Origin of the sequence: Bifidobacterium pseudolongum subsp. globosum (assembly GCF_004155535.1) — a bacterium.
GTDB lineage: Bacteria > Actinomycetota > Actinomycetes > Actinomycetales > Bifidobacteriaceae > Bifidobacterium > Bifidobacterium pseudolongum_C.
In genome coordinates this window covers 39,907-52,979 of record NZ_RYUH01000014.1, presented here as the reverse complement: position 1 = coordinate 52,979, position 13,073 = coordinate 39,907, and the positions used below count along the sequence as shown (strand labels likewise).

General features: G+C 64.0%; 9 protein-coding genes. 7 read left to right on the top strand and 2 right to left on the bottom strand.

The genetic code is table 11. The features are described from left to right. Positions 1-92: 92 nt before the first annotated feature. The 6 genes from glmM (at position 93) to PG2093B_RS07235 (ending at position 8,933) form a co-directional block, all read left to right on the top strand. The gene (glmM, locus tag PG2093B_RS07260) at positions 93-1,475 is read left to right on the top strand and encodes a phosphoglucosamine mutase (protein WP_129897923.1); all 1,383 of its coding nucleotides are present in this window, start codon (positions 93-95) and stop codon (positions 1,473-1,475) included. Positions 1,476-1,518: 43 nt separating this feature from the next. Beyond that, positions 1,519-2,166, top strand: coding sequence for a peptide deformylase (locus tag PG2093B_RS07255; protein WP_022858694.1), 648 nt, complete (start codon positions 1,519-1,521; stop codon positions 2,164-2,166). A 326-nt stretch (positions 2,167-2,492) separates the two neighbouring features. Continuing rightward, a complete protein-coding gene (locus tag PG2093B_RS07250) occupies positions 2,493-3,851 on the top strand; it encodes a C45 family autoproteolytic acyltransferase/hydolase (RefSeq protein WP_129897922.1) in 1,359 nt (452 codons plus the stop codon). 49 nt (positions 3,852-3,900) lie between these two features. Next, complete coding sequence (locus tag PG2093B_RS07245; protein WP_129897921.1) at positions 3,901-5,259, top strand: aminopeptidase C; 1,359 nt, start codon at positions 3,901-3,903, stop codon at positions 5,257-5,259. Between the two features lie 54 nt (positions 5,260-5,313). Then, positions 5,314-7,422 (top strand): APC family permease, encoded by a 2,109-nt coding sequence (locus tag PG2093B_RS07240; RefSeq protein WP_129897920.1) that lies wholly within the window; start codon positions 5,314-5,316, stop codon positions 7,420-7,422. Positions 7,423-7,451: 29 nt separating this feature from the next. After that, a complete protein-coding gene (locus PG2093B_RS07235) occupies positions 7,452-8,933 on the top strand; it encodes a S10 family peptidase (RefSeq protein ID WP_129897919.1) in 1,482 nt (493 codons plus the stop codon). A 15-nt stretch (positions 8,934-8,948) separates the two neighbouring features. On the opposite strand, the gene PG2093B_RS07230 is transcribed toward PG2093B_RS07235, so the two are convergent. After that, positions 8,949-10,397, bottom strand: a complete 1,449-nt coding sequence (locus PG2093B_RS07230) for a hypothetical protein (protein WP_242502858.1) — start codon at positions 10,395-10,397, stop codon at positions 8,949-8,951. Between the two features lie 208 nt (positions 10,398-10,605). Beyond that, positions 10,606-11,670: a Gfo/Idh/MocA family protein gene (locus PG2093B_RS07225; protein ID WP_129897918.1), complete on the bottom strand. Its 1,065-nt coding sequence runs from the start codon at positions 11,668-11,670 to the stop codon at positions 10,606-10,608. 165 nt (positions 11,671-11,835) lie between these two features. Between PG2093B_RS07225 and PG2093B_RS07220 the strand changes: the two genes are divergently transcribed. After that, the gene (locus tag PG2093B_RS07220) at positions 11,836-13,056 is read left to right on the top strand and encodes a pyridoxal phosphate-dependent aminotransferase (RefSeq protein ID WP_129897917.1); all 1,221 of its coding nucleotides are present in this window, start codon (positions 11,836-11,838) and stop codon (positions 13,054-13,056) included. Positions 13,057-13,073 lie beyond the last annotated feature (17 nt).

Sequence of the window (13,073 nt, the reverse complement as noted above, 5' to 3'; positions counted from 1 at the left end):
CAGTAGACGGGTGCAGTAGAATCGTGCACGTATGGTCCGGTCGTGGATATCGGTCGGATCGGTGGACTGATGCATATCAAGTGAGGATGAATATGCCACGTATGTTTGGAACCGATGGTGTCCGTGGTCTTGCCAATCGTGATCTGACCGCCCAGCTCGCGCTCGATCTGGGGGACGCCGCCGTGCGTGTGCTCGGCGACGATGCCCCGAAACCCGATCAGAAGGCGGGCCGGCGCCGTGCGTTGATCGGACGCGACACCCGTGTTTCGGGTGACTTCCTCTCCAACGCGCTCGCCGCCGGCATGAGCGCCGGCGGCTTCGACGTCATCGACGCGGGCATCATCCCCACGCCGGGCGTGGCCTATCTGACGAGCGTGCTCAATGTGGAGATGGGCGCGGTCATCTCCGCCTCGCACAACCCCATGCCCGACAACGGCATCAAGTTCTTCGCGCGCGGCGGCTTCAAGCTGCCCGATAAGAAGGAGGACGAGATCGAGGCCGTGCTCGGCCAGGATTGGGACCGCCCCACCGGCGCGGGTGTGGGCCGCGTGAGCCACGACTCGAACACCGCCACGAACATGTACATCGACCATCTCGTGGCCACGATTGCCCCGATCACCGACGGCACGCAGTCCAAGCCGCTCAAGGGCCTGCGCGTCGTGGCCGATTGCGCGAACGGCGCCACGTCGGTCGTGGCGCCCGAGGCACTGCGTCGCGCGGGCGCGGACGTCATCGTGATCAACGCGTCGCCGGACGGCTACAACATCAACAAGAACGCCGGATCCACCCACCCCGAGCAGTTGCAGGCCATGGTCAAGGCGTCCAACGCCGATCTGGGCGTCGCCTTCGACGGCGACGCCGACCGCTGCCTGGCGGTGGACGAAGACGGCACGCTCGTCAACGGCGACCAGATCATGGGCATCCTCGCGCGCGCCAAGCAACGCGAAGGCAAGCTCAACCACAACACGCTCGTCGTGACCGTGATGAGCAACCTCGGCCTCAAACTCGCGCTCAAAGACATGGGCATCACCACCGTGCAGACCAACGTCGGCGACCGTTATGTGCTCGAAGAGATGCTCAAGGGCGACTACTCGCTCGGCGGTGAACAGTCGGGCCACGTCATCAACCGCGAATTCGCCACGACCGGCGATGGCACACTCACCGCGCTCACGCTGTGCAAGGAGGTCGTCGATTCCGGCCGCAGCCTCAAGAGCCTCGCCGCGGACTTCCCGCAGCTGCCGCAGCAGCTCATCAATGTGCCGAATGTAGACAAGATGGCCGCCAAGACCAACAAGGCGGTGCTTGACGCCGTCGCGCGCGAAGAGGAACTGCTCGGCGACACCGGCCGCGTGCTGTTGCGCCCCTCCGGCACCGAACCGCTTGTGCGCGTGATGGCCGAGGCCGCCACGCAGGAACAGGCGGACGCCGTGACCGCGCGCCTGGCGCAGGTCGTGGCCGACGAGCTCGGGCTGTGAGCGCACAGTAGACATACCTTATATATAAGAGAGAAGGATACGGATGTTCGGATCACACAAGCGCGTCGACATGGCGCTCAACAGGGATGTGGAACGGCTGCTCAAATCCGCCGACCACGGCGTATTGCCGATCGTCGAGGCCGGCGAGCCGGTGCTGCGCGCGCAATGCGTGCAGTACGACGGGCAGTTGAGCAAGCACACGCTGCACAAACTCATCGAGACGATGCGCACCACGATGCTCGCCGCGCCGGGCGTCGGGCTGGCAGGCCCGCAGATCGGGCTGAACCTTGCGCTCGCCGTGGTGGAGGACCATGCCGACGGCGACGACGACCCGCGTGAAATCGCTGAGTTCCCGTTCCATGTGATCATCAACCCCGCCTACGAACCGGTAGGGGAGGAGACGCGCTCGTTCTACGAGGGTTGCCTCAGTGTGGAAGGCTACCAGGCGGTGCGCAAGCGCTGGCTCGACATCGTGGCCCACTGGCACGACGAGGAGGGCAACCGCCACGAGGAGCGCCTGCATGGCTGGCCGGCGCGCATCTTCCAGCACGAGACCGACCATTTGAGCGGCGAGCTGTACATCGACAAGGCGGAGATCCGCTCGCTGACGACCGTGGAGAACCTCGAGGACTTCTGGTGCGAAGACCCGGTGCCCACACAGGCCGCGAAGGAGCTCGGTTTCGACCTCTGACCGCCCCGAATCCCTCCTGCCGCCATATCGCGGCAGGAGGGATTCCGTTATGTTCGGGGCGGTGGCTTGGGATTTGTCGGCCAAGACGCGTATATTCCTGTGGCCACTGCGTCGCTTATTGGTCAGCGGTGCACCAACCAACCGGATACCGACAGTGGGGTTCTTTTGTGGGGTGAAAAACATTCACATTTCGCGTATAAGAGCATGAATTTTCGGTTTTTCCACAACGCCTGAAGCGTATTATGCCTTGATTGAAACGGTGGGGTCCGCATTTTTTCCGGTTCTATTGTGAAAGCGTATCCGATAAGAGGCACAAAGGACCGGTCATGACAGAACTTACGGATCAGCAGCGCGCCATCGTGGACAAGGCGAGCCGAGACGACATCAATGGTTGGCATTACCTGCACGTGGAAGGTGAACCCTACGACATCGGGTTCCAGCACGGCTACCTACTCACCGACGAGTTCCGTGACGCCATCCGCGTCTACACACACATGACGCTCGAAACGCTCGGCATGGACTACTCATTCTTCGTGGAACAAGCCGTGAAACTCCATCAGGCGCACATCGAGCAGGAATACCTCGACGAGATGCAGGGCATGGCCGACGGCTTCACCGCCGGCGGGTTCCCCACGACGCTCGGCGACATCATCGGCTGGAACGCATGGATGGAACTGACCGGCTACTGGTGGCCGCAGGTGGCCGCGCAGTACTCCAACAATCCGCCGGCGGGCCCCAAAGGCTCCCATTGCTCGGGCTTTGTGGCCACCGGTTCCGCCACTGCGGACGGCCGGCCCGTCATCGCCCACGAAAGCTTCGACGACTTCTGGAGCGGCCAGTACTTCAACGTGTGCGAGGAAGTGGTGCCGGCCCACGGCAACCGCTTCAAGATGCAGACCGTGCCGGGCTATATCGATTCGATGACCGACTTCTATGTCACCTCCGCCGGTCTGGGCATCACCGAGACCACGATCGCCGGCTTTGTGGGCTACGACGTCAACGGCATCCCCGAATACGTGCGCTCGCGCAAGGCCACGCAATACGCCAATTCGATCGACGAATGGGTCGACCTTGCGAATCAGGGCAACAACGGCGGCTACGCCAACATCTGGTTGCTCGCCGACACCAAGAACGGCGAGATCGCGCGCTACGAGCAGGGCCTCAAGCACCAGGAGCTGCTGCGCACGACCGACGGCTTCTACTATGGCTGCAACGCGTGCCACAATCCGCGCATCCGCAACCTCGAATGCGTCGACAACGGCTACAACGACGTGCGCCAGCAGACCGGCGCGCGCCGCGCCCGGTTCGAACAGCTCATGCCGCAGCTTGCGGGCACCATCGACGACGATGTGGCCAAGCGCATCCTGGCGGACAAATTCGACCCCTATCTGGGGTACATCAACGCGTGCTCGCGCAACATCTGCGCGCATTACGACGTCGATCCGCAATACTACGCCGACGATCCGCACGGTGTGTGGAATGTGCCGTTCTTCCCGGGCGGCTCGTGCGACGGCAAATGCGCGGACGCCTCCGACATCGAGGCGCTGCGCATGTGGGGCATCTTCGGACGCGCGGACGGCGAGCCGTTCGACGCCGACGAGTTCATGGCCCAGCACCCACAGTGGAACTGGCAGCGTGGTTACCTGTATGACCGCCCCAGCCAGCCGTGGACGCTGTTCGACTGAACGCCAAGACAAAAACACCGGGATTACCGCACAAGGAAAGGCATCGATCATGGAATTGACCAAACAGGACCTGGCGCAGATGGCGCAGGCCTATAAGAAAGACACCGCCCAGCAGATCGCGGAGCAGGCCGTCAAGAACAACGGCATCCACGCCTCGAGCGAACGTGAGAACGTCGTCGTCACCAAGAACAATTTCGTGTTCTCCATCGACGTCGACAGCGAAGCCGTCGCCAACCAGGAGCAGTCCGGCCGCTGCTGGATGTTCTCCGCGCTCAACTTCCTGCGCTTCCACATGGAGAAGCAGCTCAAGCTGCCCAAGGGCAGCTTCCAGCTGTCGCAGAACTACAACTTCTTCTATGACAAGCTCGAGAAGTCGAACTTCTTCATGGAGAACATCGTCAAGTACGCCAAGGAGGACCTCAACGACCGCCGCATCGACTTCCTGCTCGCCACGCCGCAGCAGGACGGAGGCGACTGGGACCCGGTCTGCGCGCTCATCGAGAAGTACGGCGTCGTGCCGCGCGAGGCGATGCCCGACACCAAGGTGACGCTCGACACCTCCGAGTTCAACGCGGTGCTCAACCGCCTGCTGCGCGAGGACGCGTTCGAACTGCGCGCCATGGTCCGTGACGGCAAGTCGGATGAGAAGATCGAGAAGACCCGCAAGGACATGCTCTCCGACATCTACCGCATGCTGTGCGTGAGCTTCGGCCAGCCGCCGGAGAAGGTGGACTTCGAATACCGCGACACCGACAAGCAGTACCACGCCGACTACGGCCTGACCCCACTCGAGTTCTACAAGAAGTATCTCGGCGAGATCAGACTCGACGACTACGTGGGCGTCATGAACCTGCCGGTCGACGGCATGGAATTCGGCAAGGTCTACACGATCGACATGACCGGCGAGGTGCTCGGCGCCAAGCGCCACCTCAAGTACCTCAACGTGCCGTTGGATGTGTTCAAGCAGGCCGTCATCGACCAGCTCAAGGCGGGCGAGCCTGTCTGGTTCGGCTGCGACGTGGTGCAGGATTCCGATTTCCAGAAGGGCATCCTCGCGCTCAACCTGTATGACGTGCAGAAGATGTTCGGCATCACGTTCAAGATGGACAAAGGCCAGCGGTTCCAATACAACCAGAGCCTGCCGAGCCACGCGATGACGATGGCCGGCGTCGATCTGGACGCCGACGGCAAGCCGGTGCGTTGGAAGGTGGAGAATTCGTGGGGCGCGACCGCGCACGGCAAGCCGGTCGGCCACCAAGGCTACTTCATCATGGACGACTCGTGGTTCGACGAGTACATGTACGAGGTCGCCGTACGCAAGGAGTACCTGCCGGAGGAATACCGGAAGGCACTCGACACCGAGCCCGAAGTGCTTCCGTACTGGAACACCTTCAACCCGGAACCGTGATGAGGCGCGTGGCTCCGGCCCCGCTTCGGCGTTGTGCAAGATAAGCAGGAAATCATGAGTGGAAATACAAAATCGAAATCCGGCGCCATAGTCAAAGGCGCCAAGGGAGGCTCGGGCAATCTCACCACCATCGCGTTGATCATGATGAACGTCACGGTCATCGCCGGTCTGGCGAACGACGTACAGCAGTCGTTCTACGGCTTGTCCTCCGTCACACTGTTCCTTCTCGGCGGATTGCTGTTCTTCCTGCCGACCGGTCTGGTCGCGGCCGAACTCGCCTCCGGGTGGAGCCAACGCGGCGGCATCTTCCGTTGGGTCGGCGAAGGCATCGGCACGTTCCCGGCCATCGCCTGCCTGTTGATCCTCTGGTTCCAGACGACCTTCACCTTCGGCTCCGGCATCCCGTCCATGTCCGCCACAATCGGCTTCTTCACCACCAAGTACGACTGGGCGGTGGACTTCGCCAAGAACTCGCACACGTGGAAGGTCACGCTGCCGATCATGATCGGCTGGCTCGCCTACTACTGGTTCTGCTGCTGGCTCGCCACCAAGGGTGTCAAGACCTTCAGCAACATCGCCAAGTACGGTGTGATCCTCGGCACGTTCCTGCCGTTGGGCGTCATGACGATCCTCGCGGTCGTCTGGCTGTGCCAAGGCAACAGCCCGGCCATCGACATGTCGCCGGCGGAGCTCGTGCCCAAGTGGTCGGGCATGTCCACGCTCGCCCTGGCCGCAGGCGTGTTCTTCTCGTTCGCCGGCATCGACATGAACGCCGCGCACATCAAGGACCTGAAGAAGCCGAACAAGCAGTTCCCGCTCGCCATCTTCATCTCGATGATCCTCTCGCTCGTCATCTTCATCGTCGGCACCCTGATCATCGCCATGGTCATTCCGAACAAGCAGATCAACCTGCTGTACACGCTGTACGCCACGTACCGCGCGCTCGGCGCCGCGATCGGATTCCCCGACCTGTATCTGGTGTTCTGCTGGCTCGGCATGCTCAACAGCTTCGCCGCGCTCATCACCAATCTCGCCGGCCCCTCGTACATGCTCGGCCAGGCCGGCCGCTCGGGCTTCCTGCCCAAGTTCCTGCAGAACAACAACAAGCACGGCATGCCGAGCCGCCTGATGTACACGCAGATGGCCCTGATGACCGTCATCGCGTTCATCGTGTTCCTGCTGCCGAACGTCGAGGGCTTCGTCGCGCTCATCACCCAGGCCATCACGATCCTGTACCTGACCTACTACGTGCTCATGTTCGTCGCGTTCCTGCGCCTGCGTTACCAGCAGCCGAACCGCCCGCGCGGCTTCAAGGTGCCCGGCGGCATGGTCGGTGCCTGGATCGTGGCCGGTGTGGGCATCATCGCCTGCCTCTTCGGCATCGTGCTGGCGTTCTACCCGCCGGCGCAGCTCGAGGCCGAGGTCGGCTCGGGCCTGACCTATGACCTGATCATCATCGGCCTGCTCGCCTTCGTGTTCCTCGCCTGCGTGCTCATCTACCGCGCCTCGCGCAAGCACGACTGGTCCGATCCAACGAACCAGTTCGCGCCGTTCACTTGGCAGATCGAAGGCATGAAGAAGCCGGGCAAGGCGCTGTCCAACATCCCGACCGCGCTGCTCAGCGAAGGCCAGAACCCGATGGGCCAGCCGATCAAACATCTCTACGATCCGAACGAGACAATCGATCTGCCGAGCGCCAAGGACGCCGACGCGCAGGCCGCCGCAGCCGCCGCGCTGCTCAAGAAGCACGGCATCACCGAACCGGGCGAGCCCGCCAAGGTCGCGCTTGTGGGCGACCCGAACGCCGGCATGAAGACGATCGCCTATGAGCCCGAGCCGGTGCACACCGACGACGACGGCAACATGCTGCCTGCGCCCGCCGCCGCGGACGTCAAGGCCGCAGCCATCCCGACCGACGCCTCCGCCGACGCCAAGCGCGCCCAAGCCCGCGCGCAGGCGCTCGAAGCCGACGTGCAGGACTACACCGACGAGGCGCATGCGCTCGAAGACGAAGCCAAGGACGACGCCGCGCTCGCCAAGGCCGAGCACCGTGTGCAGGTCGACGAGGCCGAAGCCAGCGAGGCCGCAGCCAAGACAGCCAAGCCCACGCTTTCCGGCGGCACGTCTACGCCGTCCAGGCCCGCGGGCCCCGCATCCCACTGATTCACATGTTTTCAATCTAAGGAGTCATTATGACTGACGAAACCAACGCTGCATCCAGCGCGAAGGAAGACAAGAAGGAACCGCTTGAACCGGTTCCCGCCACTGCGAGCAAAGACTATGTCTGGACCGGCGCGGACGGCACCACCATCAACTACACGGCCACCGCGGAAATGGTGCCGGTGCGCGAGGACGACGGCACGCTCATCGGCCACATGTTCATGCTCTCGCAGGTTTCGGACGCATCCGACAAGTCCGACCGTCCGGTCACGTTCTGCTGGAACGGCGGCCCCGGCGGCGCGTCGTACATGGTCAACATCGGCGGCATGGGCGCCGTGCGCGTCAAGACCGACGGCATGGCGCACCTGACCGGCGTGGGCGAGGTGGAAGACAACCCAAGCACACTGCTGACCAGCTCCGACCTCGTGTTCATCGACGCGTTCGGCACCGGCTACTCCCATGTGGCGCCCGGCTTCGACGCCAAGAAGGTGTGGGGCGTGGACGGCGACGGTGACGCGTTCACCCGCGGCATCATCGCGTGGCTCACTGAGCACAAGCGTTTCAACAGCCCGGTCTACCTGTACGGCGAATCCTATGGCACCATGCGCAACGCCGTGGTGTACCGCATGCTCGGCGAGCATGGCGTTGGCGTGACCGGTGTGGTCGAGCAGTCCACGATCCTGGACTACGCACCCACGCTTTCGGGCAATGACGCATACTACATGGGCATGGTGCCGGTGTACGCCGCCACCGCGAACTACTTCGGCAAGGCCGGCAAGGGCGTTGACCAGTACGAGTGGTACAACAAGGCGTTCGACTTCGTGAACTCCACGCTCGCCGGCGCGCTCATCCTCGGCGATGAGCTGCCCGCGGACAGGATGGACGAGATCGCCGGCCAGATGAGCGAACTCATCGGCCTGCCGAAGGACTTCATCAAGGCGAAGGGCCTGCGCATCGAGCTCGACACGTTCCGCAAGTCGCTGCTCGCCGACGAAGGCAAGACCACCGGCCGCTACGACACGCGCTTCACCACCTTCGGCTACCCGGACGTGCAGGGCGACAACGAGTTCTTCGCGGGCGAGGACCCCTCGTACGACGCGATCAACGCCGCCTACCTGGACGTCTACATGAAGATGCTCGGCGACATCGGATTCAAGGGCTACGCCAACTACGAAGGCCTGTCGATGAAGGTCAACGAGTCGTGGAACTGGAACCATCAGGCCCCGGGCACGATGGGCTCGCCGCAGACGCCGAACGTCGCGTTCGACATCGCCACGGCGCTGCGCCGCAACCCCACGAGCCGCATCCTGTTCTTCGGTGGCATCCACGACGCGGCCACGCCGTACTGGAACGTGCGCCACGACATGGGCAAGCTGTTCCTGCCGCAGGCGCTCAAGGACCGCATCGAATACCATGTGCATTCCAACGGCCATATGCTGTACTGCGACCAGGTGGCGCTCGAGGCCGCCGGCCCCGAGCTCAAGGCGTTCTACGAGAAGCGCCACGAGCAGTGAGCGGTTGGCTGACCGCTAGAGAATAGCCGCAAGATCGGGCCATGCGTCTGGGAAATCCTCCAGGTAGCGCATGGCCTCGTTGCGCATGGCGCGCATCACGAGCATGTGCTCGTAGACGGGGTTGCGCGCCAGATGCGGGCCTTCATGGTGGTAGTCGTCCACGATCCGCGCGGACTGCTCGTCCCATGTGCGGTCGTCGCACAGGCGCCGCAGGTTCGTCAGCGCCGCCAACTCATCCATGTCGAACGCGCCGAGCACGCGCGCACGGTAGATCTCCTGCAACTGCCCGCGCTCGTCGAGGCCCTGCAACGCGATCTCGCGCAGCGACTCCCAGTCATAGGGCACAAGGTCTTCGGGGAACATGATCGTGAACTGTTCGGGGCGGCGCGTTTCCACATCGTCGATGAACTCGAGCAGGTCGCGCCATCGGCGTGCATGGATCAGCCGCGCCGCATAGGCGTCGGCGAGCGGCGCGATCGTGCAGTGCTCGCGCAGCAGCGCGTCGGCCTCGTCCGCGTCGCCGCTCATGCGCATCAGGTCGTGCCGCATGAGCAGCATCGCCTGCTTGAAGTGGAAATGCGCGTGCAGCTCCAGCTCACGCCGGTCCGTGCAGGTGTTGGGGTCCGGTTCGTCGTCGAACCCTTCGAACCCGTCCAGATCGGCGAATTCATGCGCGTATTCGCCGGTCACCATTTCGCGGAATCGGGCGTCGGCGATTGCGTCGTCACCGTACTGGCGCGCCATGCCGTCCATGCTGGCCACCGCGTTGTTCAGCGCCTCATACGCAAAGACGCGCGTGTCGTCCCACTGCGCGAACGACAGGCAGCAGGAGAGCAGCTCCACCATCGGCATCGGGTTGATGCGGAAGTCCTCGTTGCACGCCACGTCGGTCACCATGCGCAGCGCCTGCGCGCTCGTCTCGGGGTCCGCGTTGCGCGCCACCGAATCCATGTAGATGCGCACGAGCTGGATGAGTTCCTTGAGGTATTCCAGGCATTCCTGATTGCGGTCCTCGCACGACCCGATGAACCGTGCGGTCAGTTCGACCGCCATGCACAGGTTGCGCGTGGCGTCGAGCCACTGGTTGCTCGCGAGCGCGTTGGCCACGACCGCTTCCACGCCGGCGAGCGCCTGCGATTCCAAGCGGAACGACGGCATGTCCTTGCATGGCACGTCCATGCCGCCTTCGGGCGTGGGGGTGGCGCTTGGGGTGATGGCGGCGATGCCATCGAAATACCATTGCATCGGCTGGGCCATGACGAGCCGCGCCTCATCGGGCTGTGCCACCGGCGTGGGGTTGCGCCGCGCGTCCTCGTGTTGCGAGCATGACGATATGGTGGGGTCCCACAGGAACGTGGGGCCGTCGAATTCCTCGTCGAATCCCCATTCGGTCTCCACGAAATCCACCATCTGCGTCAGTTCGCGGTACTGCGCGATGTTTGAACTGTCAGCTCGCATTGTCATGTGTCGTCCCCTTGCCGCAGCGCCGTCGGCGGCCTCGTGTGGCTGTGCGCGCGGCGCCGGGGCCCTGCCGGGCGGCCCGATCCGGTGCGCATACGGTTCACGCTAGCAGTTTCCCGGGCACAGCACCGGCATGGTTCTACGATGTGTACGCGCCCGTCTCAGAGTGTGTCGCGCGCACGGTTCACATGGTGGCCATGCGCGCGGATGCTCAGTCCTGGTGCTCGAATGGGAACGCGAGGCCCCATTCGTCGCGGATCTGGTCGAGCAGCGCCATCATGCGCAGGGTGTCCACATGCGGCATCTCGATGCAGTCGCGGCGCCCTTGGCGGATCGCCTGCACGCTTGCGGCCACTTCGTATTCATAGCCGGTGAGCTGTTCGGGCATGTCGATGTGGTCGACGCGCTCATGGCCGTTGTTGTAGACGTCGACCGCGGAGACGTTGTTGACATTGCGGCACGCCAGGTATCCTTCCGTGCCGTACACCATGCCGTCGCGGTCCGAGGCGCACAGCATCGAGCTGAGCGCCGTGGCCATCGTCGTGTCGGCGTAGTAGAGCGTCGTCGTGCTTTGCGCGTCCACGCCGGTGGGGTAGGGCTGCATCGAGGTGGCCAAGTGGTCGATCTCCTGGGCTCCCATGACCATGTCGATGAACGTGAGCGGGTAGATACCGACGTCGAGCAGCGCGCCGCCCGCGAGGTTCGGGTCGGTCAGGCGCGCCTTGTGGGTCATGGGGTAGCACAGGTTGGCGTTGATGCCGGTCACCGCGCCGATGCGCCCGGAATCGATGATCCGGTCGATGATCGCACGCGACGGCATGTACCGTGTCCAGATCGCCTCGCCGCAGTACAGGCCGGTCTTGTCGGATTCGTCGATGACCGCGCGCGCCTGCTCGAGGTTCGCGGCGAAGGCCTTCTCCACGAGCACGTGCTTGCCGCCCTTCATGCATGCGATGGCCTGTTCGGCGTGCAGGCTGTGGGGGGTGGCGATGTATACCAGATCCACGTTCGGGTCGGCGAGCATCGCGTCGTAGGAACCATAGGCGTGGGGCAGATGGTGTTGGGCCGCGAATTCGTCGGCCTTGCCCTGTGAGCGCGAGGCGATGGCATACGGCACCACCATCGAGCTGTACGTGGGGGAGCCGGCCATCATGGTGAGGGTCTTGGCCATCGTGCGGGCGATCCGGCCTGCGCCAAGGATCGCCACATTGAGCGGGCGTGCCGCGTCGCTCCCTCTGGTCGTGGCCTCGGGTTGGGATTGGGTGGAATCGGTCATCAGGGCCGCCTTTCTTATGGAAGCATTTCCGTGCGGTGCGCGGGCGCACTATTCCCACCGTAGGCACTTCGCCGACCGCGCGATGGCACATGACGCCCAACGCGTAGTATGAACCACAGGGCATGTGAATCAGGGCGCGCATACAACGCCCAAAAGGAGACCGTGATGGACGAATCCCATAATCTGCACACCTTGCCGCCGCTCGCCACGCGCGCCGGCGCCGTGCACCCGTTCCGCGCGATGCGCATCGGCGCGCAGGCGGACATGATGGAGGCGGCAGGCGTGCACGTGATCAAACTCAACCTGGGCCAGCCGGACTACGACGCCCCCGAACCGGTGCGCACGGCCATGCGCGACCTGTACGACGGGCGCGCCCTGCCCTACACCGAGGCGAAGGGCCTGCCGGCGCTACGCCGCAAGATCAGCGAATTCTACGCCACACAGCATCAGGTGAGCGTCGATCCCTCGCGCATCGTCATCACAGCGGGCGGGTCCACCGCGCTGCTGCTCGCCGTCGCGCTCACTGTGGACGCCGGCAGCGAGGTGCTCATCGCCGACCCGTCATACCCCACCAACCGCGAACTCGTGCGTGCGTTCGAAGGTGTGGTGGTGGACGTGCCCACAAGCGCCTACACGCGCTTCCACCTGACCCCCGAGCTGCTCGGCCAATACTGGTCCAAACGCACGCGCGCCGTCATGGTGACCTCGCCGTCGAATCCCACCGGCACCACCATCGCCCCGGACACGTTGCGCGCCGTGTGCGACTATGCGCGCGAGCACGACGCCTGGCGCATCGTCGACGAGACCTACCTTGATCTGGCCGATGTGGAGCCGGACGGCACGCGCGTGCCATCGGTGCTCTCGATCGACCCGGACGCGATCGTATGCAGCAGTTTCTCGAAATACTTCGGTATGACCGGCTGGCGGCTTGGTTGGATCGTGGTGCCCGAAGCCACCGTGGACGCTGTGGACAACCTTGCGACCAACTTCTTCCTCAGCGCGCACACGCCCACACAGATCGCGGCGGTGGAGTGCTTCAGCAGCGAGGCGCTCGCCATCAGCGAGCGGCGCCGGCTTGAGCTGCTCGAACGCCGGTCCATAGTGATCGATGGCCTGCGCGGCCTTGGATTGCCCGTGGACGTGGCTCCCAACGGCGCGTTCTACGCGTATTTCGACGTGAGTTCCACGGGTCTGAGCGCCACCGAATTCTGCGAGCGCGCACTGCAGGAGGCGCATGTGGCGCTCACCCCCGGCGCCGACTTCGGCGAAGCGACCGCGGACACGCATGTGAGGCTGTCGTACGCCGCATCGCGCGACGACCTGCGCGAGGGATTGGACCGTCTACGCGCATTTGTCGGCTCGCTCGGTGCCAAGCGGGCGCAGTGATCCCGTCGATGGAGGAA

Bases quoted from the DNA above. Each gene is read 5' to 3' on its own strand.
- glmM (WP_129897923.1), top strand. From the start codon at position 93: ATGCCACGTATGTTTGGAACCGATGGTGTCCGTGGTCTTGCCAATCGT.
- PG2093B_RS07255 (WP_022858694.1), top strand. From the start codon at position 1,519: ATGTTCGGATCACACAAGCGCGTCGACATGGCGCTCAACAGGGATGTG.
- PG2093B_RS07250 (WP_129897922.1), top strand. From the start codon at position 2,493: ATGACAGAACTTACGGATCAGCAGCGCGCCATCGTGGACAAGGCGAGC.
- PG2093B_RS07245 (WP_129897921.1), top strand. From the start codon at position 3,901: ATGGAATTGACCAAACAGGACCTGGCGCAGATGGCGCAGGCCTATAAG.
- PG2093B_RS07240 (WP_129897920.1), top strand. From the start codon at position 5,314: ATGAGTGGAAATACAAAATCGAAATCCGGCGCCATAGTCAAAGGCGCC.
- PG2093B_RS07235 (WP_129897919.1), top strand. From the start codon at position 7,452: ATGACTGACGAAACCAACGCTGCATCCAGCGCGAAGGAAGACAAGAAG.
- PG2093B_RS07230 (WP_242502858.1), bottom strand. From the start codon at position 10,397: ATGACAATGCGAGCTGACAGTTCAAACATCGCGCAGTACCGCGAACTG.
- PG2093B_RS07225 (WP_129897918.1), bottom strand. From the start codon at position 11,670: ATGACCGATTCCACCCAATCCCAACCCGAGGCCACGACCAGAGGGAGC.
- PG2093B_RS07220 (WP_129897917.1), top strand. From the start codon at position 11,836: ATGGACGAATCCCATAATCTGCACACCTTGCCGCCGCTCGCCACGCGC.